Below are 22,805 nucleotides of genomic sequence, written 5' to 3'. Positions count from 1 at the left end.
TACGCCAGGGTCATTGCGCCCCCGGCGTATCACCTGATCAGAAAAGCCCAATCGCCCAGGCGAAGCCGAAGAGCATCAGCGAGAAGCCCCACATCAACCAGAACGAATAGCGGATGTGTTGGCCCATCTCCAACCTCGCCAGACCGAGCGCCAGCCACAGTGCTGGTGAGAACGGGCTGATGAAGGTGCCGATGATGTTGCCGATCATCAGGGCATAGACCACGCTCGGTGCTGCGACACCATGGGTCTCGACCACTTCCATGACCACCGGCAGCAAGCCGAAGTAATAGGCATCGGTGTTGAGCAGGAACTCCATCGGGAAGCCGAAGACCCCCAGGATGATGTGCAACTGGCCGATCATACTGGCGGGTAGCACCTTGACCAGATCCTGCGCGATGGACGTCAACATGCCGGTGCCGGAAAGAATCCCGAGCATCGAACCTGCGGCAAGGATGATCATGCCCATCCCCAACGCCGCTGCCGAGTGGGCCGCGATACGCTGCATCTGTAGCTTACCGTTCGGGTAGTTGATCAGCAGTGCCAGACTCAAGCCGATCATGAATACATAGCCGGCCGGCAGCACGCCGGTGAACAGCGCCACCAGCACCAGGACGAACAGACCCGCATTGATCCACATCCGCCCTGGTCGCTCGAGCGCGAGCTCCTCAGCACTGATTTCGCCAGGGCTGCCCACGTGATCCACCTCACCGTCGTCCACCACGGTGCCGCCAGTCGCGGCGATGCGACGCTGCTCGCGCCAGCCGAGCAAGGCAGCCAGCATGACCAGCAGCACCACGCCGACGCCCTGAACGGCCAGCAGCGGCCGCCATAGCTCCGTAACGTCGAGACCAGTGACTGCCGCCGAGCGACCCAGCGGCCCAGCCCAAGGCACCATGTTGAGGATACCGGCGCCGGTGGCCAGCAGCATCAGCATCAGGTACGGGCTCATGCGCAACTGTTTGTACAGCGGCAACAAGGCGGGAATGGTCAACAGGAAGGTGGTCGCGCCTGCACCATCAAGGTGAGCCAGCATGCCGATGATCGCCGTGGCGACCGCGACGGCGATGACGTTGCCACGGGTCAACTTGACCATGAAACCGATGATCGGGCGAAACAGCCCGGTATCCTGCAGCACACCGAAGAAGGTGATGGCGAAGATAAACATGGTGGCGATAGCCATCACCTTGCCAACGCCATCGGTGAAGAATCCTGAGATCTCTTCGGGCCCGAAACCCGCACAGAGCGCGCCCAGCAACGGCACCACGATCAACGGCAAGACGGGCGACATGCGCCCGCTCAGAAGCAGCACAACCAGGCAGAAAATGGTCAACAAGCCAATCAGGGTCAGCAAACCGGAGGTCTCCTATTCTTCTTGTGAGGATCGCTACACACGACACGAGCCGCGCATCCTAGAGCGCCAACCTTTCACCAACCTTTATCACAGGCGCCGCAAGTCCATGTTTTGTCAGTGAATGTGTAGGTACTGACGAAGATTGCAGACACCTGCAGAGGCAGCGCTTGCTAAGCTGACAACCCTTGCCAACCGTGGAGTTTCGCCATGCCTTCGAACAGAACTGCCTTGATCATCGGTGCCTCCCGCGGCATCGGCCTGGGCCTGGTGCGCCAACTGCACGCCGATGGCTGGCAGGTCACCGCCACGGTGCGCGACCCCGCCCGCGCCACCGATCTGCAAGCGCTGCAAGGCGTGCAGATCGAGTCACTGGATATCGCCGACGCGCCAGCACTACGACTGCTGAAGCGGCGGCTGAGCGGACAGGTGTTCGATCTGTTGTTCGTCAACGCCGGGATTCTCGGCCCTAGCCACCAGTCCGCAGCAGCCGCGACGACTGAAGAACTGGGCCAGTTGTTTCTGACCAACGTGGTGGCGCCGATTCGCCTGGCCGAGCAGTTGGTGGGTCAGCTGCGACCACAGACCGGCGTGCTGGCGTTCATGAGCTCGGGGCTGGGCAGCGTGGCCAATCCGGAAGGCAATAATCTGGCGCTGTACAAGGCCAGCAAGGCGGCGCTGAACTCACTGACCAACAGCTTCGTCTGCGAATTGCCGGAGCCGCGCCCGACGGTGCTTTCACTGCACCCGGGCTGGGTGAAAACAGAGATGGGCGGCGATGGCGCCATAGTCGAAGTGGTCGACAGCTGCCGCGGCCTGATCGAGCAGGTCGAGCGTCATGCCGGGCGCGGTGGTCATCACTTCGTCGATTACCAGGGCAACCCTATCGCCTGGTAACGAGGCCAGCCTGCAGGCCTTTGGAAACGAAGTTCTACAGACCGAGCATCGCCAGCATCAGGAAAGTGGCGAACAGCACGAAGTGGGTCATGCCCTCGATGGCGTTGGTTTCACCGTCATTGAGATTGATGGCGCAGACGATCAGGGTGATGAACACCATCACCGTCTGCACAGGGGTCATGGCCATCTGGAACGGTTGGCCGCTGTACAGCGCCATGGCTTCCATCACCGGCACGGTGAGAATCACCGTCGACAGCGATGCACCGAGGGCGATGTTGACCACCGACTGCATGCGATTGGCCAGCGCTGCCCGCAGGGCGGTGAGAATTTCCGGCGCCGCGGAAATTCCCGCCACCACGATGGCGGTCAGCACCGGTGGTGCGCCGGTACCTTCGAGGCCTACGTCCAGGGCCTGGGACATGACCTCGGCGAGCACGCCGATCACCACGACGCCAAACACCAGCACGCCCACCGACCAGCCGACGTTGACCTGCGACTCGCCGGCCCCGTGGCCGTCGCCGCCGCGGTTTTTCTTCTCCGGGTAGCTGTAGCTGAAGAAGTAACTGTGCGGGCCTACCTGCATGCGCAGGAACACGGCGTAGAGCACCAGCATGGCGCCGATGGTAAACACCGAGTACGCCTTCCAGTCCGACTCGGGAATGAATTCCGGCACTACCATGGAAATGCCCATGGCGGTAAGGATCATCACGCTATAGCTGCGTGCCGAGTCGTCGTTGTAAGGCTGCTCGCCGTGCTTGATGCCCCCCATCAGCGCAGCCAGACCAAGGATGCCGTTGATGTCGAGCATCACTGCCGAATAGATGGTGTCGCGCACCAGGGTCGGCGAGGCCTCATTGCTCATCATGATCGCCAGAATAACCACCTCGACCAGCACCGCCGACAGGGTGAGGATCATGGTGCCGTAGGGATCGCCGACCCGCTCTGCCAGTTGCTCGGCATGGTGAGCGACGCGCAGCGACGCACAAACGATTGCGCCGATCAGCGCGATCGCAGCGATCAGGGCAACACCCTGGCCATGCCCAAGCAACGCGTGCTCCAACGGCAGCGCGATGACCGCGGCGAGTACGGCCAGCAGCAGCCAGTATTCCTGCTTGATAGCATTGAACATGGGGCGATTCCTTTCAGAGAGGAGCAGATCGATCCTGCTCCGACTGCAACATCCTGTAAATAATTCAACCCACGTACCGCTCGGAGGTCTCGATGCCGCAAGGGCGCGCCCATGGAGTTAAACTTCGCGGCCACGTTTGATGAACGAGATTGTCCCATGTACGACTGGCTCAACGCCCTGCCCAAGGCCGAACTGCACCTGCATCTGGAAGGTTCTCTGGAGCCTGAGCTGCTGTTCGCCCTGGCCGAGCGCAACCGCATCGCCCTGCCCTGGAACGATGTCGAGGCGCTACGCGCGGCTTACGCCTTCAACAACCTGCAGGAATTCCTCGACCTGTATTACCGAGGTGCCGACGTGCTGCGCACCGAGCAGGATTTCTACGACCTGACCTGGGCCTACCTGCTCAAGTGCAAGGCGCAGAACGTGGTACACACCGAGCCGTTCTTCGACCCGCAGACCCACACCGACCGTGGCATCCCCTTCGAGGTGGTGCTGCGCGGTATCAAGCAGGCGCTGGTGGATGGCGAGAAACAGCTGGGCATCAGCCACGGCCTGATCCTCGCCTTTCTGCGCCACTTGCCTGAAGAGCAGGCGTTCCAGACTCTGGAACAGGCCATGCCGTTTCGCGATGCCTTCATCGCCGTCGGCCTGGATAGTTCGGAGAAAGGTTTCCCGCCGCGGCTGTTCGAGCGGGTGTTCGCCAAGGCCCGCAGTGAAGGCTTGCACGCTGTGGCGCACGCCGGCGAGGAAGGCCCGCCCGAGTACATCTGGGAAGCCCTGGATCTGCTCAAGATCGAACGCATCGACCACGGCGTGCGCGCCATCGAAGACGAGCGTCTGATGCAGCGCATCATCGACGAGCAGATCCCGCTGACTGTCTGCCCACTGTCCAACACCAAACTCTGCGTGTTCGAGCACATGGGCCAGCACAACATCCTCGACATGCTCGAGCGTGGCGTGAAGGTCACGGTCAATTCCGACGACCCGGCCTACTTCGGTGGCTACGTCACCGAAAACTTCGCAGCCCTGCACGAGGGCCTGGGCATGAGCGAAGACCAGGCCAAGCGTTTGGCGCAGAACAGCCTGGATGCCAGGCTGGTGTGAGTAGCCCGGTGTTGAGCGAAGCGATACCTTGGGCGGGTGATTCCTGGGTATCGCTGCGCTCAACCCAGGCTACGGGCAACGACCTGCTGCTCACTGCCAAAGGAGAACAACACATCTACTGGGCCAGCAAGCCGTAGGGTGGACGACGCTTTGTTCGTCCACCGTGGATAGTCAGGCTTACCGTGTTGCTTGCGCCCTCAGTTCCGCTCTGACGAGCGGGTTTCTTTTGGCATTGCCCGGATGGCCGGCCCCGCCAAAAGAAACCAAAAGGTCTAGCCCCGACATCCGGCCCCGGCTTCGCCGGGGTTCCCTCGCTACATCGTTGCTCCGAGGGCACGACCTAGGCGGCCCCCCACGAAGGGCCAACCCTGGCCCATCGCGGCTCTCGCGGCATCCATGCCGCTCAACCCTCTACATAACGATTCCACTCGGCCTCCTGAAGGGGCAATTGATGTTGCCTGTGAGCCTTGTGGAAAAAAGCACCTCAGTACGGCGTAGCGAGAACCGTTAGGCAAGTTGCCACGCACGGCAGGTGTGATCAATGCCCCTTATGGTCATGCCCGCCTTCGGCGGCCGGTTCATCCTTCTGCACCGCCACCTCGACCTGCACCTGACCAGCCTTTTCGAAGGTCAGGGTCAGCGGGAAACGTTCCCCGCTCTTCGCCTGCTGCTTCAGGTTGAACAGCATCACGTGATAACCCATGGGCGCGAATTTCACTTCGCCACCGGCTGGAATCACCACGTTCTGAACCTGCTGCATCTTCATCAGGCCGCCCACGTGGGCATGCTCGTGAATCTCCGCCTTGCCGGCTACAGGCGTCTCGACTGACAGCAGACGATCATCCTGAGCACCTTTGTTGTGCACCACGAAATAGGCGGCAGCGGTCGGCGCCACCGGCGGCATTTCCCGCGACCAGGGATGCTCGATATGCAACTCGCCAGCATCGTACTGGTGAGCGTTGGCCAGCAGGCTGGTGCCCAGCAGAGCGGCGGCTAGAACGATTTTCTTCAGTGACATGGCAACTCTCCATAAAGCGATTTGAATGAACGACCGTACCCGCAGGTACGCTCTTGAAGTCAGGCCAACCGACGTGCCGAAAGGCGCGACAGCAGCAGAAAATCCAGCGCCCAGATCAGCAGCAGCGAAGCGCCAACCAGCGGAAACAGCGCACCGAGCACGATCATGATCGCCACGCCGACCTTCCAGCGCGGCAGATCATGGCGCAGCGGCGGCACGCCAAGGCTGCCGCTGGGGCGGCGCTTCCACCACATGATCAAACCACTGACCGAACTGAGCAGAATCAGCAGGCATACGGCAAAAATGAACAACTGATGCGGCAGGCCATAGAGCTTGCCCATGTGCAGCATCACGCCACTTTCAACTGCACGGGCGGCAAGGCCGTAATCGCGCCAGCGTACATCGGCAAGCACTGCCGCACTGTACTGGTCGATATGCAGCGTGGCGTCGTTGCGTGGGTCGTCGGCGAATATCGCAATGGTGTAGACGCCAGTGGGAGTGGTCGGGAAAGTGATGCTGTAGCCCGGGTGCACGTCGCGTTCGCTGGCGATATCGACCACCTGCTGCAAGCTGACGGTCGGGTTGGCCGTTGAAGCCGGCATGACACCGCCATTGTGCGCCGCATGGGGATCGGACTCTGGCATCGGGGTATTTTCCAGCGCCCAGGGCACGGTCTGCTTGTGGCTCTGGTTGAGCTCACCAGCCTGGCGATCCGAGGTTGGCACCTCGTCCCACATGGCCGCCGGGAAGTGGTTCCAGGCTCCGGCGAACTGCTTGCCCCAGACGCCCGTCCAGGTCATGCCGGTAAGCAGCATGAACAGCAGCAACAAGGCGCCCCAGAAGCCCGTAACGGCATGTAGATCACGCCAGAACAGGCGGCCGCGGGCCGACAGCCGCGGCCATAGTACTCCCGACTTGTTGCTACCTCGCGGCCACCAGAGATACAGGCCGGAAACCACCAGCACCACGCCCCAGCCCGCCGCCAGTTCGATCAAACGATCTCCCGGCGTACCGATCAGCAGGTCGGCATGCACCGCACGGGCCAGCGCCTGCAGATTGTCGTGAGCATCCTGAGTACCAAGGATGGCCCCGCTGTAAGGGTCGACGAAAACGTTGCGGGTGCGCTCGCCAACCCCGACGACGAACTGCGCGCTACGGTCGACATCCACCGGTGGCAGGTATTGGCTGACGCTGCCCTGAGGGTAGACCGCCTGCACCCGAGCAAGCATTTCATCGGCTGTCAGCGACTGGCCGCTGGCCTGCACCTGCAACAGATCGGCGTACATCAGCTGATCGAGCTGCGGCTTGAACAGGTAGATGATGCCGGTCACCGACAGCATGATCATGAAGGGAATGACGAACAGGCCGGCATAGAAATGCCAGCGCCAGGCCAGGTTGTAGAACGAAGGTGTCGCGTTTCTCATGTGGAGCCCGATCCTGTACGTAAGCGAATTGCCCACAGCGCGAGGCGCGCGGCAGGCAAAGACAACCAAACGAAGTCAGGCGGTGAGCGGAGAAGCGCGAGGATTGGCCGATGGCCAGAGATAACGCAGGGCCCCGCCGGGTTCGGCATTGGGGCGAGGGTTGGCCGGGCGCTGGCGTGGCAACAAGCCCAGCAGGCCGAAGAAGGCGGCCAGCGCCAGGGCGACGAAGGTGGAGCACAGCGGGCAACCGGAGCCCGTCGAGGGCATAGGCATGCCGGAATCGACGCCGCCCATGTCCATACCACCACTGCCACTTGCATCCAGGGAACAGTAGCCGCCGTCCATGCCGCTGAGCTGCAGACCGGTCATCTGCCCGTGGCCGATGGCACAGGCGAACGCGCTGAACAGGACGCTGAAATACAGCACCCAGGCGAGCAACGAGCTATCAGAGCGGGACAAGTTCATGGGCAGCGATTTTAGGGCCTGTAGCGTGTCAGGTGCTGCGGTGGATTGCCGCAGAGCTTAGCGAGCCCACGGAGCCTGCGCCAGCAGTTCGGCGCAGCGCGCCTGAACGAAGTCGCGCAACAGGTGCACCGGCTTGCTCAATTGCTCGCGGTGGGTGCAGATCAGATTGAGGGGTGTAGGCTCACCCAGCAGATCCGGCAGCAAGACTTTGAGGCGCCCGGCGTGCACGTCACCTGCCACGTCCAGCCAGGACTTGTACACCACGCCCATCCCCGCCACAGCCCAGCGGCGCACCACATCGGCATCGTCGCTGAGCCGGTCGCCGGCGACCTGCAGGCTGTGCTCGGCGTTACCCTCATGAAAACGCCAACGCTCGTAGGCGCGGCCGCCGAGCATGTAGATCAGGCAATTGTGTTCGCGCAGCTCGCTGATCTGCAGTGGCTCGCCATGGCGCTGTAGATAGGCCGGCGCGGCGCACAGCACCCGGCGATTGCCCGGCGCGACCGGCAAGGCCACCAGGCTCGAGTCTTCCGGCTCACCGTAGCGCAGGGCGATATCCACAGGCTCGCGGAACAGATCGGTCACTCGATCACCGAGTAGCAGCCGCAACTGCACCTGCGGGTGCGTCTGCATGAAGGTATCGAGCCACGGCAGCAGGGTATTGCGGCCGAAATCGGACGGCACCGAAAGCTGCAGCGGCCCGCTGATGGCGGATTTGCTACCGGCCAACTGCTGGCGTCCGGCCTCGAGGCTCTGCAACGCCTGCCGGGCATGCTCGAGAAAGCCTTCACCCTCCCACGTCAGCCGCAGGCTACGAGTCGAGCGCACGAACAGACGTGCTTGCAACTGCTGCTCCAGACGCTTGAGACCTGCGCTGGCCACTGCAGGCGAGATAGCGAGCTGGCGGGCGGCTGCAGAGAGGCTGCCTTCCCCGGCGATGCGCACGAACAGTTGCAGGTCGTCAAAACGCAGCATGGCGTCGATCTTCAAAAAAATATTGAAAGAGACTCTACCTTCATCTGGTTTTTCCTAGCAATGGAATGGCGCAAGCTGCGCTCATCTCACTCCCCTACAGGACTCCTCCATGAAAGCCGTCGCCTACCACCAGTCGTTGCCCATCGATAACTCGCAAGCCCTGCAGGACGTGCAACTGGACGCGCCGACACCCGGCCCACGAGATCTGCTCGTCGAGGTGAAAGCCATCTCGGTGAACCCGGTGGACACCAAGATTCGCCGTAACGTGGCACCCGAGCAAGGTCAGGCCAAGGTACTGGGCTGGGACGCCGCCGGCGTGGTCAAGGCGGTGGGCAGCGACGTCACGCTGTTCAAGGTCGGCGACGAGGTTTCCTACGCAGGCGCCATCAACCGTGCGGGCGCCAACAGCGAGTTGCACCTGGTCGACGAACGTATCGTCGGGCGTAAACCGAGCAGCCTCCCCTTTGCCGAAGCTGCGGCCATGCCGCTCACGGCGATCACTGCCTGGGAGCTGCTGTTCGACCGTTTGCAGGTTGCTGAGGGTAACGCCGACCAGGGCCAGAGCCTGTTGATCGTCGGTGCAGCGGGTGGCGTCGGTTCGATACTGATGCAACTGGCGCGGCAGCTCACCGGGCTGACCGTGATCGGTACCGCCTCACGCCCGGAGACCCAAGCCTGGGTGAAGGAGCTGGGCGCTCACCACGTGATCGACCACAGCAAACCACTGAACGAGGAACTGGCGCGTATCGGCATCCCCCACGTCACCCACGTAGCCAGCCTGACCCAGACCGACCAACACTACGATGCACTGGTCGAAGCGTTGGCTCCCCAGGGTCGCCTGGCGCTGATCGACGATCCGGTTCAGCCACTGGATGTGATGAAACTCAAGCGCAAGAGCATTTCCCTGCACTGGGAACTGATGTTCACCCGCTCGCTGTTCGAAACCGCCGACATGATCGAACAGCATCGCCTGCTCGACCGCGTGGCCGACCTGGTCGATGCCGGCACCTTGAAAACCACTCTGGGCGAACACTTCGGCACCATCAACGCCGACAACCTGCGCCGCGCCCACTCCCTACTGGAAAGCGGCAAGGCAAAAGGCAAGATCGTGCTGGAAGGGTTTTAAGCCGGTTCATAGAACCGTGGAGCCGTTACCAGGTGGGAGCTCGCCGTGCGGGCGACTGCTTCGCGAGCATGGACTAGGCGTCCCCGCCCGCTCCCACAGGGATGTAGCCGCACCGGCAAAACGGTGGGTTACGGCGAACCACCTTCCGCACAATCCTCAACGCCTGTAACAGGCGCCTCACCCACCCTACGAAACCGAGGCAAGCCCGCAGATGTAGGGTGGGTGGAGCGACGCGTGGCACGGCTTCAAAAAGCCCACCGACTAAGGCGCGTCGCGTAACCCACCAACCGGTATCAACACCGCCGGGAGCGCCTCCCTACCGAAACTGCGCGCAATGATCCTCAGGCGCCAGCGCGGCGGTGTACCACACATAGTCCGCCTGCTCGGCCGTCACCGGCTTGCCGACCTCGGAAAGAATCAGCACCTGAGCACCGTCCGGCGCCCCCAGATCACGCAGGTGCAGCGGCACGCCCAGGTCGCGGCGCACGTGGTAGGAGCCGGCCAGCAACATCGCCGGCACCGGCGCTTTCAACAGTTGCTCGGCCATACGCCGGTCACGTTGTTGCTGCACCGCCAGCATCGCGGGTAACTGGCTGATCGGCAGCTTGTCGCAATGGGATTCGCGAATCTGCGCCAGCAGCGGCTCCCGCACCGCTGCTGCAGTCGAGGCCTGGCCCTTCAGAACAGGCTGTTCACGGTAGATGGCCATGATCTCCGCGCGGTCGAGATTGGCCGCTCTCAAGCCATAGTTCTGCGCCACCCCATGGCGAACGATCGGCCCATACAACGCCCACGGCCAGCCATTGCTCCACTCCAGGGCTTTGGGCAGATCATCGATCTGTCTGCCGTCTCTCAGCTGCTGTGCCACCTCATCGGCCAGGTGCTGCTGGCCTGAGGCGAGCATTTCCAGCAGCAAACTGCCCTGCGCCCGGCGCAGCTCCAAGGCGTGCAGCAACCATAACTGCAGCGCGTGATGATCCGGATTGTCGTGCTGCTCACCGACCAGCACACGGGGCGCCTTGGAAAGCCGCTCCACCAGTTGCTCGGGCGTCAGCCGCTCGCCACTGTGCAGATCGACGATCTGCCCCAACTCGGCATGCTCGCGCCCCTGCGGGCTTTGCCACGCCGGCAGCGGTGCCAGCGCAGGCTGACTTTGACAGGCGGCAAGCGCCAGCAGGGCAAGCAACAAGAAACTTCGCATGAGAATTTCCTTCAGCGGGCAACGATGAGCGGATGGCCCCGCTCGGGATGCTGCTGCACCAGAACCTCGAGGCCGAACACGGCCTGCAGCGGCTCGGCACGTAGCACCTCGGCGGGCAGGCCAATGGCGTGGGTTCGCCCTTCGTTGAGTAACAGCAGGCGATCGCAGTAGCGCGCCGCCAGATTCAGGTCATGGAGGATCACCAGCACCGCAGCGCCCTGCTCGGCAAAACGGCGCACGGCCTGCAGCGTGGTGTGCTGATGCAGAGGGTCGAGCATGGAGGTGGGTTCGTCGAGCAACAACGTCTGCTCGGCGCCACCCGGCCACAACTGCGCCAGCACCCGCGCCAAATGCACACGCTGGCGCTCGCCACCGGACAACTCCAGATAACTGCGCTCGGCCAGGTGCTCGGCGTCTGCGGCCTGCAGCGCCTCGCGGACGATCTGCGCATCACGGTCGCGGCCAGTGTCATGAGGCATGCGCCCCATGATCACCACATCACGAACCGCAAAGCCGAAGCTCAATGAAGAACTCTGCGGCAGCACCGCCAGGCGTCGTGCGCGCTCCACACCTTGCCAGGCACTCAACGGGCGGCCGCCAAGCGAAACTTCGCCGGTCGCTGCCGTCAGCTCGCCACACAGGGCGCCAAGCAAGGTGCTCTTGCCGGCACCATTCGGGCCGAGCACGCCCAGTACCTCACCGGGCTGCAACTGCAGATCGATATCGGCCAGCACCTGCTTGGCGCCGCGCTTGATCGACAGCTTGCGTGCACTGAGCATCAGGTACGCCCCCGCAGCAGCAGATAAAGAAAGAACGGAGCGCCGATCAATGCGGTGACGATGCCGATGGGCAATTCGGCCGGCGACAGGATCAGCCGGGCGAACAGATCGGCCAGCAACAGCAGGCTGGCGCCGGCCAGCGCCGAAGCAGGCAGCAGAACGCGATGATCCGGGCCGACCAGCAGACGCACCAGATGCGGCACTACCAGGCCGATGAAACCGATCATTCCGGCCGCCGCCACGGCCGCGCCGACGCCCAAGGCGGTGCAGAACACCAGCTCGCGCTTCAGCCGCTCGACCGCAACGCCCAGATGGCGGGCCTCCGACTCGCCAAGTAGCAAGGCATTCAGCGCCTGGGCCCGACGCGGCAACCAAAGCGCCACGGCGAGGGTCACCAGCAGAAGAGGCCAGAGCCGCGCATAGCTGGCGCCATTGAGGCTGCCGAGGTTCCAGAAGGTCAGGGTGCGCAAGGTGGCATCGTCGGCCAGGTAGGTGAACAGGCCGATGCAGGCGAATGCCAGGGCATTGAGGGCAATACCGGCGAGCAGCATGGTGGTCACGCTGGTCTGGCCGTTGCGGCGCCCCAGGCGGTAGACCAGCGCGGTAACCACAAGCCCGCCCAGAAAGGCACATAGCGACAACAGATAGGGCGCGAACAGCTCGGGAATCCCGCCCAGCGCCGCACCACCGACGATGGCGATAGCCGCACCGAGCGCCGCACCGCTGGAGACGCCGATCAGACCTGGATCGGCCAATGGATTGCGAAAAAGCCCCTGCATCGCCACACCACACAGCGCCAGCACGGCGCCGACCGCAAGCCCCAGCAGCGTACGCGGCATACGGATCTGGCCGAGAATCAGCTCGGCCTGCTGCAGGCCTTGCCCCTCCAGCGGCAACCCGGCCAGGCGCAGCGCGGCACGCAAGGTGTCACCCAGAGGCAGACTGACGGGCCCAAGCGCCAGAGACAGCCACAACGCGAGCGCGAGCAACAGGCCCAGTGCGATAAACAATGAGCGTGGGCTGATCACCGGTCTCATGGGGTCGCGGGGGTAAGCGACGTACGGCCAGGGTAGAAGGCGGCCGAGAGCTCGGCGAGGCCAGCGGGAATGCGCGGGCCGAGGCCGCCGACCAGCAAGGTCGGGTCGATCGCCACCAGGCGCCCTTCTTTCCCCGCTTTGGTCGAGGCCAGCGCCGGGTTCTGCTTGAGCAGCGCCTGCTTGGCCTCGTCACCGCTCAGGCGACGGTCGGCGAAGATCACCACCTCGGGATTCAATGCCAGCAACGCCTCGGTGGACAATGCCTTGTAGCCGTTGTGATTGGTCAGGTTCTTGCCGCCGGCGTGTTCGATCACCCAGGCCGCGGCCGTGTCCTGCCCACCCGCCATGGGGCTGCTGCCTGCATGGCCGAGCAGCAACAAAACGGTGGGTGCCTGGCTATCGGCCTGCGCCTTGGCGACCCAGTCGGCCTGCTCATTCAGGCGTGCCTGGTAGGCGCTGAAAACGCTTTCGGCATGCGCCTCGTCGCCGAGCAGTGCGCCGATACGTTGCAGGTTGCCGTGCAGGGCCTGCAGATCAGCCTCAGCCGACAGGGTTTCGACCTTCACACCTGCCGCTGCCAGCTGCGCCAACACCGGTGGCGGGCCCATCTCATCGGTGCCGAGCAGCACCTCGGGACGCAGCGCGAGGATGCCCTCGGCAGCCAGTTGGCGCTGATAGCCAACGCTAGGGAGTTTCTTCAGGGAGGCAGGGTGCAGGCTGGTGGTGTCGACACCCACCAGCTTGCCTTCACCACCCAGCTCGACAACCCACTCGCTGAGCGAGCCACCGGCACTGACCCAACGCTGCGGCAGGTTTTCGGCACTCGCCACCAGCGGCGACAGCAGGCTGGCGAACAGGGCGAATACGGCGATAGGGCGGGTCATGGATCAGGCTCCAGAAAAACACAATTCGTATCCAGGCCACTGCAAAGCGTCAGTGACCGAGGCTGCCAGTGTAGCCGCAGACAGGGCGGCTGCACCTGCTTTCAGGGTTGAAGGGCTGGGGTTTCCTCTGCCAGGCGGCGCCAGTCCTCGCGTTCGGGCACACCCGGCTTGCGCGCACCGAACAACTGCAGGATCAGCTCGCCATTGGCGTCGAAGGCTTCCCAACTGGTGATCACACCATCGCTGCTCGGCTTGCGCACTCGCCACAGCTCATGGACGTCATGGGCCTTGAGGTGCAGGTTGAACTGCGGATCCAGCACGTTGAACCAGGTATCCATCCAGCGCAGGTTGCTCACCGGGCCGGTATGGATCTGGATGCAATGCCGGTTGCCGACGAACACCATGATCGGCACCTCGGCAGCCGCAGCGCGCTCGAACACGCCAGCCAGGGCATCGGGCGCCAGCCTTTCGGCCCACTCGCCGCCTGCCAGGCGCAGGGCCTGGGTGCGGGTTGCAGCATGGGTCTTCAACAGGGCGAAAAAATGGTGGGTGTCCTTGAGCGTCGACCAACCGACACGCAGGGCGTCGACATCGATCTGCTCGTCCGCCCGCGGCGCCGCAGGCTCGGGCAGAGGCCTCAGCTCGAGTTCAGGCAACTGCTGCGCATCACGAAAACGCTCGACCAGAGGCGCCCAGGCCGCCAACTCGCTCTGCTCGGTGAGGTACACCTTGTGCACCGCCATGCCCTGGTGATCGAACACCTGCAGGCTGCGCATCACCCCTCGCGGGCTTTGCTCCTCGACGGCGAACACGCTGGCCCAGCCACCGAGAAACAGGCGCAGGTCGATATCCGCGGAGACCACCAGGCCCATCTGGCCATTACCGGTCACCGTCACGTCACGGTAGACGCCCTTGCGTTCGTGCACGCAGGACTCGTTGCGGGTCAACGCCATGACGTGGCCGAGTTCGCCCAGCGCCGGCAGAAAGGCGGCCCACTCGGGGCGCAGGCGCACTGCATCCACGCCCAGTCGGCTGGCCGTCAGCTCGGCTTCGCTGACGCCTAACTGCGCTGCCGCATCGCGGGCACGCAACTGCGGCTGCTCAACACGCAGGTGCTGCCAGGAGGCGTACAGGCCTCCATCCGCTACAGATAGATCGCTCATCACTCACTCCTTGCAGGTCTCGCTGACCTCGCGAGGGAAACCGCAGACTGAAAAAGGGTAAACGGGCCACCGCGAGAGCGAACCGCGCAAACATTAAATCATCTTAATTGCCACAAAGTCTCATTTACAAATGAGAATCACTAATACTTAATATGCCATCACTGCCCAACTACTTTTCGACATGACCGAGGAGACCCGCATGTCGCTTACCCCGCCCTTCCCGCTTCGTTCTTGTCTGGCCCTGTTATTGCTCGGCCCATCGTTCGCCATCGCTCAGACGCTGCAGCTGGAGAAAACCACAATCAGTGCGACCCTCACGGAGCAGAGCACCAACAGCGTTCCCAATACCGTGTCGGTAATTACCGAGCAAGACATCGACCGCAAGACGGTCAAGAACATCAAGGATCTGGTGCGCTACGAACCGGGTGTCTCGGTCAGTGGCACAGGCAGTCGCTTCGGTCTGGCGGGGTTCACGATCCGTGGCATCGGCGGCAACCGCATCCTCACTCAGGTGGACGGCGTCCCCATGCCGGACGCCTTCAACTTCGGGCCGTTTCTCGATGCGCGGCGCAACTATGTCGACCCGGACACCCTCAAGCGTGTGGAGATCATCCGCGGCCCGGCCAGCTCGCTATACGGCAGCGATGCCATTGGTGGCGCAGTCAGCTTCCTGACCAAGGATGCTGCCGACTACCTGGGCGCCGGCGACGATGCCTACGCCCGCCTCAAGACCGGCTATGACGGAGCTGATGACAGCTGGTCGCGCAGCGCGACATTGGCTGCCCGCCAGGGCTCGCTTGACGGCCTGCTGCATCTGGGTCGGCGTGACGGCCAGGCCCTCAACACCTACGGCGGCCGCAGCGGGATCGGTGCCGGTCGCGAGGAGGCCAACCATCAGGACTACACGGCCAATAACCTGCTCGCCAAAGTCGGCTGGAATTACTTCAACGATGATCGTTTGCAGCTGACTTACGAGCGCTACGAGGACGATGCCGATACCAAGGTACTCAGCGAGTACAGCACCGCAGCCACGGTGCGCACCTCGAACGCTACCGACAACACCGATCGCGATCGCATCAGCCTGCTCCATAGCTTCGCCCTGGATACGGCGATCAGCGACCATGTCGAATGGCAGCTGAGCTATCAGGAAAGTCAGATCCGCCAGCGCACCTACCAGCAGCGCTTCAGCGGCGGCAGCTTGCGTGAGCGCAGCCGCGATTCGACCTATCAGGAAGACCTCTGGGCCTTCAACACCAAGTTCGACAAAGCCTTCGAGACCGGCGCGGCCAACCATCGACTGATCTACGGTTTCGACTTCAAGCGCCTGGAAAGCAGTGATCTGCGCAAAGGCCGTGAAGTGTTCGCCAGCAGCGGCCTGCCGGTTCCGGCGATCCCCGGCGATGAAACCTTCCCGCTCAGCGACTTCCCGGATCCGATCTCGACCGAATATGCGCTCTTCGTTCAGGACAACATCGAGATCGGCCGCTGGACGCTGCTGCCTGGCCTGCGCTACGACCACTACGAGATGAAGCCGGAGGTCACGCAGCACTACCTGAACAGCCAGCCGATCGATCGCAACCCGTCCGACTACCGAGACGAGGCGATTTCGCCCAAGCTCGGCATCACCTATCGCATCGACGACGCCCATAGCGTCTACGGTCAGTACGCAGCAGGGTTCCGGGCACCCAATCCGGTGGACATCTTTGGTGAGTTCATCAACTTCGCCCGTAACTACCAGACCATCGCCAACCCCAATCTCAAACCAGAGACCAGCGACAGTTATGAGATCGGCCTGCGCGGTCAGTACGAGACCGGCGCCTTTGGCGTGGCGCTGTTCTACAACCGCTACGACGATTTCATCGAGCAGATGACTCTGGCCAGCGACCCGACTGGCGCCGGTCGCATGACCTTCCAGTATCAGAACCTCGATCGCGTGACCATTCGCGGTGCAGAGGCCCGCGGCGAACTGTTGCTGGAGCGTTTCGGCATGCCTGCCGGCAGCCATCTGCGCAGCGCCGTCGCCTATGCACGCGGCAAGGACGAGGCGACCGGGCAACCGCTCAACAGCGTCGACCCGCTCAAAGCGGTGCTCGGCCTTGGCTACGATGCGCCAAGCGGCCAGTTTGGCGGCGAGCTGACCTGGACGGTGGCGGCGGCCAAGAAGCGTGTCGATCAAACACAGATCGCCAATCAGTTCGAGCCCTCGGGCTATGGCACCCTCGATCTCAATGCCTACTGGAACATCGGCTCCGGGGTATCGGTCAACGCTGGCCTGTTCAACCTGACGGACAAGCAATACTGGCAATGGGGCGACGTACGCAGCCTTACCGAGAACAGCTCGAGCCTCGGCCGTTACTCCCAGCCGGGACGCCACGCAGCCTTCAACCTGATCTGGGAAATATGAACAGAGCAAGCTGAGCCGATTCGCGCAAGGACGCGCGCCCCTTCCATCGCCAGGCCGATCCGGGATAATCCCCTCTCAGGCCTGGAGACTTCGATGATTCGTCTATGCGCCCCGCACGAGCTTCCAGAAGCTCAAAGCCGGGGCTTTTCCGTTACAGGTAAGCAGCTGTTCGCCGTTCGCAAGGGCGGTGAGGTGTTCGTGTACCGCAATCGCTGCCCACACCGTGGCGTGCCGCTGGAGTGGCAAGCCGACCAGTTTCTCGACCCAAGTGCCAGCCTGATCCAGTGCGCCCGGCATGGTGCGCTGTTTCTGATCGAGTCCGGCGAGTGCGTGGCCGGCCCCTGCGAGGGAGACTCCCTGCAAGTGATCAACAGCAAAGAAGATACAGATGGGGTCTGGGTAGATCTGTAGTCAAAACCTGAGTATCGCTTAGCTCAACACCAGGCTACCAAGACATGCTGGCGGGAATACGGCCCCGTAGCCTGGGTGGAGTGCAGCGATACCCGGGAGCGACTTCAAGCCAGCCGCACATCCAGGCGCCGCACCACCTCAATGCCCAGCGGCGATATATCCACGCCATAAGCCAGCACCTCGACACCCGCGCTCACCGCTTCGGTCAAAGCGGCCGCGTAGGCCGGGTCGATTTCCTGGGCAGGCCGTACCGCCTCGATACCCGACAGGCTCACGCAATACAGTTGCACAGCGCGCACGCCGCTGCGCGCCAAGGCCGCGAGCTCACGCAGGTGCTTGGCGCCGCGCTCGGTACGCGCATCCGGAAAGGCCGCCACGGCGCTGTCGGCGAAGCCCAGGGTCACGCTCTTCACCTCGACGAACGCCACGCCGCTGGCGTACTCAAGGCAGAAATCCACCCGACTACGTTCCACGCCATAAGGCACTTCGCGACGCAGTGCAGTAAAGCCTGCCAGCTCGGAGATCACCCCGGCGCGCAGCGCTTCCTCGACCAGCCCATTGGCGCGCCCGGTGTTGATACAAGCCAGGCGGCCTTGGGGCGTTTCACCGATTTCCCAGGTACCCGGCAGTTTGCGTTTAGGGTCATTGGAGCGGCTGAACCAGACTCTGCAGCCCTCGCTCATGCAGTTGAGCATCGAGCCGGTGTTCGGGCAGTGGATGGTCAGCAGTTCGCCGCTGGTGGTTTCGATGTCGGCGAGAAAGCGTTTGTAGCGCCGCAGCAGACGGCCCTCTTCGAGCGGCGGATCAAATCGCATTGGCGCTCCAGTTCTTCAGGCCGCGGGCAATACGTTCGACCGCCTGCTCCAGGCGCGGCAGGCTCTGCGTGTAGGCGAAGCGCACGTGATGCCCAGCCTGATGCCGACCGAAGTCCAGCCCCGGAGTGAACGCCACGTGCTCGGTTTCCAGGAAATGCTGACAGAAGCCGTAGGCATCGCCACCGAAGGCGCGAATATCAGCATATAGATAGAAGGCACCCTGAGGCTCGACGGCAATGCCGAAGCCCAAGTCGCGCAGCGCTGGCAGGAGGAAGTCACGGCGTTCGGCAAAGGCACCACGGCGCTCTTCCAGAATAGCCAGGGTCTGCGGCTCGAAACAGGCCAGTGCGGCATGCTGGGCCATGCTCGGCGCACTGATATAGAGATTCTGCGCCAGCTTTTCCAGCTCTCCCACCGCATCCTCGGGCGCCACCAACCAGCCCAGGCGCCAGCCGGTCATGCCGAAGTATTTGGAAAAGCTGTTAAGCACGAAGGCGCCATCGTCCACTTCCAGCACGCTGCTGGCGTCCACACCGTAGGTCAGGCCGTGATAGATCTCATCGACCACCATATGCCCACCACGGGACTTCAGGGCCTGGGACAACGACGCCAGCTCTGCAGCGCTCAGCAGCGTGCCGGTGGGGTTGGCCGGCGAGGCGAGCAAGGCGCCGACACTATCGGCGTTCCAGTTATCGGCAACCGCCTGAGCGGTGAGCTGATAACGCTCCTCGGGGCCGACGGGCACCAGCTGTGCGGCACCTTCCACCAGGCGCAGGAAATGCCGATTGCAAGGGTAGCCTGGGTCGGCCAACAGCCAATGCTTGCCCGGATCGACCAGCAGGCTGGCCGCCAGCAACAGCGCACCGGAGCCGCCCGGCGTGATGAGGATGCGCTGCGGGTCGATGTTCAGCCGATAGCGCTGTGCGTAAAAGCCGGCAATCGCCTCACGCAGTGCCGGCAGCCCGCGAGCGGCGGTGTAGCGCGTGTGCCCTGCAGCCAGCGCCGCCTGCCCAGCCGCGACGATAGGCGCTGCGGTGGTGAAATCCGGCTCGCCGATCTCCAGGTGGATAACGTCATGGCCTTCGGCCTGCAACTGGTTGGCGCGTGCCAACAGCGCCATCACATGGAAGGGTTCGATCGCGCGGCTGCGGGCGCTGTAGGGCTGGGCCATGGGAAATGCCTTGGAAACCTATTAAAGGTGGAATTCTATCAGGACGACTCGGTCATACCGTGCCGACGCACCACTGAAACACGTGTTTACACTGCGATTGCAAAGGCCCGTTCGGCAGATAGGACAGAGTCCGTGGCGGGCCGTGAGGCGCCGTGCAAAGCCACCGAGGGCGCTCTGCCGAACGAAGACGCACAACCATGACATCCGGGAGTGGCGCGGCTTGAGGCGATCTGGTAAGTTCGCCCGCTTGCAGTCGCAGGGCCGTTATTGTAAACGGCAACGGACACATTCCCTGCGCAGTGGATTAGAGAGAGTGAGAGGCGGCCATCCATGCCCATCAAAGCAAAAGCAACAAACGGCCAATTGATTCGTGGCTTCGAACCCTATAAGGAAACCAAGGGCGAGGAGTACATGAGTGAGGCGATGCGCGCCCACTTCACCGGCATCCTGAACAAATGGAAGCTGGAGCTGATGCAGGAAGTTGATCGCACCGTGCACCATATGCAGGACGAGGCAGCCAACTTCCCGGATCCGGCAGACCGTGCCAGCCAGGAAGAAGAGTTCAGCCTGGAACTGCGCGCCCGTGATCGTGAACGCAAGCTGATCAAGAAGATCGACGAAACGCTGCAACTGATCGAAGATGAAGATTACGGCTGGTGCGATTCCTGTGGCGTCGAGATCGGCATCCGCCGTCTGGAAGCTCGCCCAACCGCCACCCTTTGCATCGATTGCAAAACCCTGGCGGAAATCAAGGAAAAACAGGTCGGCTCCTGAGTCGATCAACCAACGGGGCGCTCAGGCGCCCCGTTTCGTTTCCCCCCTCCGTAACGCCCTCATGCACAGTCCCACTTATATCGGTCGCTTCGCCCCTACGCCCAGTGGCTATCTGCACTTCGGCTCGCTGGTCGCTGCCCTCGCCTCTTACCTCGATGCCCGCTCCGTCGGTGGCCGCTGGCTGCTGCGCATGGAAGACCTCGACCCGCCCCGGGAAGTCCCCGGCGCACAGAGCGCGATTCTGCAAACCCTCGAACGCTACGGCCTGCACTGGGATGGCGAACTGGTTCGCCAGAGCGAACGCCATGCCGAGTACGAAGCACTGGTGCAGCGGCTGTTCGATCAGGGCCTGGCCTACGCCTGTACCTGCTCACGCAAGAAGCTGGAAGGCAGCGGCGGCATCTATCCGGGTTACTGCGGTAATGCTGGCCATGGGCGTCATGACGCCGCCATCCGCCTACGCGTACCGCAACTGACTTACCGCTTCACCGATCGAGTACAGGGCGAATACAGCCAGCACCTGGGTCGAGAAGTGGGCGATTTCGTTATCTGCCGTCGCGATGGCTTGTATGCCTACCAGCTCGCCGTGGTACTGGACGATGCCTGGCAAGGCGTCAACAACGTGGTACGCGGCGCCGACCTGCTCGACTCGACGCCAAGGCAACTCTATCTGCAGGAACTGCTCGGGCTCTCTCAGCCGCGCTACCTGCACGTACCGTTGATCATCCAGCCCGATGGCCACAAGCTCGGCAAATCCTACCGCTCGCCGCCCCTACCTGAAGACCAGGTCACCCCGCTGCTGATTCGCGCCCTGCACGCACTCGGCCAGCAGCCTCCAAGCGAGCTTGCGGACGCCAGCGCCGACGAGCTGCTGCTGTGGAGCGCACGCCACTGGGATGCCACGCGCATCCCGCGGACACGCAACCTGGCGGAAAGTCAGTTGCGCTGATCGCTGGTAACGGGCAGCCTTGCGCACCCAACACATGATCAGGAATCTGCCATGCGCGCCCAGCTCGAAGAACTCATCGGCAAAATCAGCTCGGGCTGCCTGCCGCAGGACGAAATCACCCGTATCGCCGACGAAGCGGCACAGGCTTACGCCGACCCACAGGCATTTCTGGCGGCCAACCCGGACATCAACTACGACGACAGCTTTCCCATCCCGCTGGGCGAATGGATGGTGGTCGGCAACCTGCCGGATACCGTGCTGTTCCAGGCCGATAGCTACGACGAGCTGTTTCGTCAGATCACCGAATCGTTCGGCGCCGAAGTGAGCTTCGTGCTTACCGCCAAACAATTGCACAAGGTCGAGCCGCTGAAGGCCCTGAACCGCATTCAGGTGCAGTTGAGCAGCCTGTCCAAGGAGACCCAGGGCTATGTGCTGATCGACTTCAGCGAGCCGCTGGACGATGAGCTGCAGGCTGTACTGGTGTACACCAGCGAGCTGCCACGGGTGCTGGAACTGGCCGTGGAAGTGGGCATCTACGCAGCGCCGGCCTACGAGACGCTGAAGGCGGCGCAAGCCAAGCAGTAAGCCTGGGCCAACCGTAGGGGTTACGTCAGATACCTGGGTATCGCTTCGCCCAACCCAGGCTACGGTTCCACTGTCATGCCTCGGCAGAGTTACAGCCCGGCGTCGTGCAGCCTGCGCAGGTGCTCGATGTACAGGCTGACCGGGTTGACCCCCTCGCCGGCACGGCCGAAGTGCTGGTTGACGATATCCAGGTGATCGAGCGGATAGTCGTCGCGGATCACCTTGCCCAGGTGGGAGCTGACGCGCCCGACCATACCATCGCACTGCCCGGCCTCACGCACGAAGGTGCGCGCGAAGCGTCGGCAGAACCAGTTCGACAGATCACGGCGATTGCCGCCCTGGTCGGTGATGCCTGGCTGCAGGGTGCCGGACCAGGAGTAATAGCGCACGCCATTGACCTCCTCCGGCCCATCTTCCCCCCACACTGACGGCAGGCCCTGGGGATATTGGTGATTGAAGATGCCAACGCCCTCGGTGGTCAGCGAGCGATGGGCAGCCGTGGCGTTGATCGGCATGCTCGCGCCGCGGGCGCCGCTGTCGAACACTGTCACCACCCGCGCCAGCACATGCACGCCCAGCTGCAGCAGCGTGCCGCGCAGGCTGCCTGGTGCGGCTTTGCGTTCGATGTGGTCGGCCAGCTCGGAGCCCTGATGCGGGCCAGCCAGAGACGTCACCGACGCGACCCATTCCGGGCGGCGTGCTGCGGCGTAGCGACAGACCAGGGCACCCTGGCTATGGCCGATCAGATGCACCTTCTCCGCTCCACTGCGCCTACGCGCGTCGGTGATCTGCAGCAATAATTGTTCGCCGCGAAGCTCTGTGGCATGCACCGACGACAGACGCGCGGGATAAACATCGACGCCCTGATTACGCAGAGCAGTGACGATGCCATACCAGTATTCGAAACCGAACAGACTGACAAAACCCAGAAAACCAGGAACCAGCACCAGTGGGTACCGGGGAACTGCACGATGACCCATTTCAGTCTCCATGGAGGAGCGCCTCCTGGCCAATACGGCAGGCATCAGGTAAGCGCGTGGGAAAGCACATCATGATTGTCGATGGCCACTATCGAGACAGTCGACTTCATCCCTGACTACCCCGCCCTTAGCATGGTTCCGTGAAACACCGTATGCAGAGAGAACG

Annotated in this window: 22 protein-coding genes; 8 read left to right on the top strand and 14 right to left on the bottom strand. The window is 63.0% G+C overall.

Features of this window, described 5'->3' with window-relative positions; genetic code table 11:
• Nucleotides 1-37 precede the first annotated feature (37 nt).
• Nucleotides 38-1,351, bottom strand: a complete 1,314-nt coding sequence (locus ACZ3GY_RS01860) for a CitMHS family transporter (RefSeq protein WP_463563683.1) — start codon at nucleotides 1,349-1,351, stop codon at nucleotides 38-40.
• A gap of 207 nt (nucleotides 1,352-1,558) precedes the next feature.
• Between ACZ3GY_RS01860 and ACZ3GY_RS01855 the strand changes: the two genes are divergently transcribed.
• Nucleotides 1,559-2,245 (top strand): SDR family oxidoreductase, encoded by a 687-nt coding sequence (locus ACZ3GY_RS01855; protein ID WP_465908751.1) that lies wholly within the window; start codon nucleotides 1,559-1,561, stop codon nucleotides 2,243-2,245.
• A gap of 34 nt (nucleotides 2,246-2,279) precedes the next feature.
• Here the strand turns inward: ACZ3GY_RS01855 and ACZ3GY_RS01850 are convergent, their stop codons facing one another.
• Entirely contained in the window at nucleotides 2,280-3,374 is a 1,095-nt protein-coding gene (locus ACZ3GY_RS01850; protein WP_465908750.1) for a calcium:cation antiporter, read from the bottom strand.
• Between the two features lie 156 nt (nucleotides 3,375-3,530).
• On the opposite strand from ACZ3GY_RS01850, the gene ACZ3GY_RS01845 reads away from it, so the two are divergent.
• Nucleotides 3,531-4,478, top strand: a complete 948-nt coding sequence (locus tag ACZ3GY_RS01845) for an adenosine deaminase (RefSeq protein WP_465908749.1) — start codon at nucleotides 3,531-3,533, stop codon at nucleotides 4,476-4,478.
• Nucleotides 4,479-5,016: 538 nt separating this feature from the next.
• On the opposite strand, the gene ACZ3GY_RS01840 is transcribed toward ACZ3GY_RS01845, so the two are convergent.
• From ACZ3GY_RS01840 to vimR, 4 genes are all read right to left on the bottom strand, one after another.
• Entirely contained in the window at nucleotides 5,017-5,496 is a 480-nt protein-coding gene (locus tag ACZ3GY_RS01840) for a copper chaperone PCu(A)C (RefSeq protein ID WP_465908747.1), read from the bottom strand.
• 59 nt (nucleotides 5,497-5,555) lie between these two features.
• Nucleotides 5,556-6,920, bottom strand: coding sequence for a PepSY-associated TM helix domain-containing protein (locus ACZ3GY_RS01835; RefSeq protein WP_465908746.1), 1,365 nt, complete (start codon nucleotides 6,918-6,920; stop codon nucleotides 5,556-5,558).
• Nucleotides 6,921-6,995: 75 nt separating this feature from the next.
• Complete coding sequence (locus ACZ3GY_RS01830; protein ID WP_463563677.1) at nucleotides 6,996-7,385, bottom strand: DUF2946 domain-containing protein; 390 nt, start codon at nucleotides 7,383-7,385, stop codon at nucleotides 6,996-6,998.
• 57 nt (nucleotides 7,386-7,442) lie between these two features.
• Nucleotides 7,443-8,360, bottom strand: coding sequence for a transcription regulator VimR (gene vimR, locus ACZ3GY_RS01825; protein WP_465908744.1), 918 nt, complete (start codon nucleotides 8,358-8,360; stop codon nucleotides 7,443-7,445).
• A 109-nt stretch (nucleotides 8,361-8,469) separates the two neighbouring features.
• Between vimR and ACZ3GY_RS01820 the strand changes: the two genes are divergently transcribed.
• Nucleotides 8,470-9,486, top strand: coding sequence for a zinc-binding alcohol dehydrogenase family protein (locus ACZ3GY_RS01820; RefSeq protein WP_465908743.1), 1,017 nt, complete (start codon nucleotides 8,470-8,472; stop codon nucleotides 9,484-9,486).
• A 316-nt stretch (nucleotides 9,487-9,802) separates the two neighbouring features.
• Here the strand turns inward: ACZ3GY_RS01820 and ACZ3GY_RS01815 are convergent, their stop codons facing one another.
• The 5 genes from ACZ3GY_RS01815 to ACZ3GY_RS01795 all read right to left on the bottom strand — a co-directional run bounded on the left by ACZ3GY_RS01815 (nucleotide 9,803) and on the right by ACZ3GY_RS01795 (nucleotide 14,550).
• Nucleotides 9,803-10,687 (bottom strand): ChaN family lipoprotein, encoded by an 885-nt coding sequence (locus ACZ3GY_RS01815; RefSeq protein ID WP_465908742.1) that lies wholly within the window; start codon nucleotides 10,685-10,687, stop codon nucleotides 9,803-9,805.
• An 11-nt stretch (nucleotides 10,688-10,698) separates the two neighbouring features.
• Complete coding sequence (locus tag ACZ3GY_RS01810; RefSeq protein ID WP_465908741.1) at nucleotides 10,699-11,466, bottom strand: heme ABC transporter ATP-binding protein; 768 nt, start codon at nucleotides 11,464-11,466, stop codon at nucleotides 10,699-10,701.
• Nucleotides 11,466-12,503 carry a FecCD family ABC transporter permease gene (locus ACZ3GY_RS01805; protein WP_465908740.1) on the bottom strand — a complete coding sequence of 346 codons (1,038 nt, stop codon included), beginning with the start codon at nucleotides 12,501-12,503 and terminating at the stop codon, nucleotides 11,466-11,468. Before ACZ3GY_RS01805 ends, ACZ3GY_RS01810 begins: the two co-directional genes overlap by 1 nt.
• Nucleotides 12,500-13,387, bottom strand: coding sequence for a heme/hemin ABC transporter substrate-binding protein (locus tag ACZ3GY_RS01800; protein WP_465908738.1), 888 nt, complete (start codon nucleotides 13,385-13,387; stop codon nucleotides 12,500-12,502). Before ACZ3GY_RS01800 ends, ACZ3GY_RS01805 begins: the two co-directional genes overlap by 4 nt.
• 101 nt (nucleotides 13,388-13,488) lie before the next feature.
• Complete coding sequence (locus ACZ3GY_RS01795; RefSeq protein ID WP_465908737.1) at nucleotides 13,489-14,550, bottom strand: hemin-degrading factor; 1,062 nt, start codon at nucleotides 14,548-14,550, stop codon at nucleotides 13,489-13,491.
• 199 nt (nucleotides 14,551-14,749) lie between these two features.
• Between ACZ3GY_RS01795 and ACZ3GY_RS01790 the strand changes: the two genes are divergently transcribed.
• The gene (locus ACZ3GY_RS01790) at nucleotides 14,750-16,954 is read left to right on the top strand and encodes a TonB-dependent hemoglobin/transferrin/lactoferrin family receptor (protein ID WP_465908736.1); all 2,205 of its coding nucleotides are present in this window, start codon (nucleotides 14,750-14,752) and stop codon (nucleotides 16,952-16,954) included.
• 93 nt (nucleotides 16,955-17,047) lie between these two features.
• The gene (locus ACZ3GY_RS01785; protein WP_465908735.1) at nucleotides 17,048-17,365 is read left to right on the top strand and encodes a Rieske (2Fe-2S) protein; all 318 of its coding nucleotides are present in this window, start codon (nucleotides 17,048-17,050) and stop codon (nucleotides 17,363-17,365) included.
• Between the two features lie 104 nt (nucleotides 17,366-17,469).
• On the opposite strand, the gene sfsA is transcribed toward ACZ3GY_RS01785, so the two are convergent.
• Together sfsA and ACZ3GY_RS01775 are read right to left on the bottom strand one after the other, a co-directional pair.
• Nucleotides 17,470-18,180, bottom strand: a complete 711-nt coding sequence (gene sfsA / locus ACZ3GY_RS01780) for a DNA/RNA nuclease SfsA (protein ID WP_465908734.1) — start codon at nucleotides 18,178-18,180, stop codon at nucleotides 17,470-17,472.
• On the bottom strand, nucleotides 18,170-19,351 hold the full coding sequence (locus tag ACZ3GY_RS01775) for a pyridoxal phosphate-dependent aminotransferase (RefSeq protein WP_465908733.1): 1,182 nt from the start codon (nucleotides 19,349-19,351) through the stop codon (nucleotides 18,170-18,172). The genes sfsA and ACZ3GY_RS01775 overlap by 11 nt, the downstream gene beginning before the upstream one ends.
• Nucleotides 19,352-19,681: 330 nt before the next feature.
• On the opposite strand from ACZ3GY_RS01775, the gene dksA reads away from it, so the two are divergent.
• The 3 genes from dksA to ACZ3GY_RS01760 all read left to right on the top strand — a co-directional run bounded on the left by dksA (nucleotide 19,682) and on the right by ACZ3GY_RS01760 (nucleotide 21,659).
• Entirely contained in the window at nucleotides 19,682-20,125 is a 444-nt protein-coding gene (dksA, locus tag ACZ3GY_RS01770; RefSeq protein WP_042554833.1) for an RNA polymerase-binding protein DksA, read from the top strand.
• Between the two features lie 61 nt (nucleotides 20,126-20,186).
• Nucleotides 20,187-21,074 (top strand): tRNA glutamyl-Q(34) synthetase GluQRS, encoded by an 888-nt coding sequence (gluQRS, locus tag ACZ3GY_RS01765; RefSeq protein ID WP_465908732.1) that lies wholly within the window; start codon nucleotides 20,187-20,189, stop codon nucleotides 21,072-21,074.
• Between the two features lie 51 nt (nucleotides 21,075-21,125).
• Nucleotides 21,126-21,659, top strand: coding sequence for a hypothetical protein (locus ACZ3GY_RS01760; RefSeq protein WP_465908731.1), 534 nt, complete (start codon nucleotides 21,126-21,128; stop codon nucleotides 21,657-21,659).
• Nucleotides 21,660-21,748: 89 nt separating this feature from the next.
• Here the strand turns inward: ACZ3GY_RS01760 and ACZ3GY_RS01755 are convergent, their stop codons facing one another.
• Nucleotides 21,749-22,639, bottom strand: a complete 891-nt coding sequence (locus ACZ3GY_RS01755; protein WP_463563664.1) for a lipase family alpha/beta hydrolase — start codon at nucleotides 22,637-22,639, stop codon at nucleotides 21,749-21,751.
• Nucleotides 22,640-22,805: the final 166 nt, after the last annotated feature.

The organism is Pseudomonas sp. PME37.24/006 (assembly GCF_055556635.1).
This window is presented reverse-complemented; position numbering and strand designations above follow the sequence as displayed.

Bases quoted from the DNA above. Each gene is read 5' to 3' on its own strand.
- ACZ3GY_RS01855 (WP_465908751.1), top strand. From the start codon at position 1,559: ATGCCTTCGAACAGAACTGCCTTGATCATCGGTGCCTCCCGCGGCATC.
- ACZ3GY_RS01850 (WP_465908750.1), bottom strand. From the start codon at position 3,374: ATGTTCAATGCTATCAAGCAGGAATACTGGCTGCTGCTGGCCGTACTC.
- ACZ3GY_RS01845 (WP_465908749.1), top strand. From the start codon at position 3,531: ATGTACGACTGGCTCAACGCCCTGCCCAAGGCCGAACTGCACCTGCAT.
- ACZ3GY_RS01840 (WP_465908747.1), bottom strand. From the start codon at position 5,496: ATGTCACTGAAGAAAATCGTTCTAGCCGCCGCTCTGCTGGGCACCAGC.
- ACZ3GY_RS01835 (WP_465908746.1), bottom strand. From the start codon at position 6,920: ATGAGAAACGCGACACCTTCGTTCTACAACCTGGCCTGGCGCTGGCAT.
- ACZ3GY_RS01830 (WP_463563677.1), bottom strand. From the start codon at position 7,385: ATGAACTTGTCCCGCTCTGATAGCTCGTTGCTCGCCTGGGTGCTGTAT.
- vimR (WP_465908744.1), bottom strand. From the start codon at position 8,360: ATGCTGCGTTTTGACGACCTGCAACTGTTCGTGCGCATCGCCGGGGAA.
- ACZ3GY_RS01820 (WP_465908743.1), top strand. From the start codon at position 8,470: ATGAAAGCCGTCGCCTACCACCAGTCGTTGCCCATCGATAACTCGCAA.
- ACZ3GY_RS01815 (WP_465908742.1), bottom strand. From the start codon at position 10,687: ATGCGAAGTTTCTTGTTGCTTGCCCTGCTGGCGCTTGCCGCCTGTCAA.
- ACZ3GY_RS01810 (WP_465908741.1), bottom strand. From the start codon at position 11,466: ATGCTCAGTGCACGCAAGCTGTCGATCAAGCGCGGCGCCAAGCAGGTG.
- ACZ3GY_RS01805 (WP_465908740.1), bottom strand. From the start codon at position 12,503: ATGAGACCGGTGATCAGCCCACGCTCATTGTTTATCGCACTGGGCCTG.
- ACZ3GY_RS01800 (WP_465908738.1), bottom strand. From the start codon at position 13,387: ATGACCCGCCCTATCGCCGTATTCGCCCTGTTCGCCAGCCTGCTGTCG.
- ACZ3GY_RS01795 (WP_465908737.1), bottom strand. From the start codon at position 14,550: ATGAGCGATCTATCTGTAGCGGATGGAGGCCTGTACGCCTCCTGGCAG.
- ACZ3GY_RS01790 (WP_465908736.1), top strand. From the start codon at position 14,750: ATGTCGCTTACCCCGCCCTTCCCGCTTCGTTCTTGTCTGGCCCTGTTA.
- ACZ3GY_RS01785 (WP_465908735.1), top strand. From the start codon at position 17,048: ATGATTCGTCTATGCGCCCCGCACGAGCTTCCAGAAGCTCAAAGCCGG.
- sfsA (WP_465908734.1), bottom strand. From the start codon at position 18,180: ATGCGATTTGATCCGCCGCTCGAAGAGGGCCGTCTGCTGCGGCGCTAC.
- ACZ3GY_RS01775 (WP_465908733.1), bottom strand. From the start codon at position 19,351: ATGGCCCAGCCCTACAGCGCCCGCAGCCGCGCGATCGAACCCTTCCAT.
- dksA (WP_042554833.1), top strand. From the start codon at position 19,682: ATGCCCATCAAAGCAAAAGCAACAAACGGCCAATTGATTCGTGGCTTC.
- gluQRS (WP_465908732.1), top strand. From the start codon at position 20,187: ATGCACAGTCCCACTTATATCGGTCGCTTCGCCCCTACGCCCAGTGGC.
- ACZ3GY_RS01760 (WP_465908731.1), top strand. From the start codon at position 21,126: ATGCGCGCCCAGCTCGAAGAACTCATCGGCAAAATCAGCTCGGGCTGC.
- ACZ3GY_RS01755 (WP_463563664.1), bottom strand. From the start codon at position 22,639: ATGGGTCATCGTGCAGTTCCCCGGTACCCACTGGTGCTGGTTCCTGGT.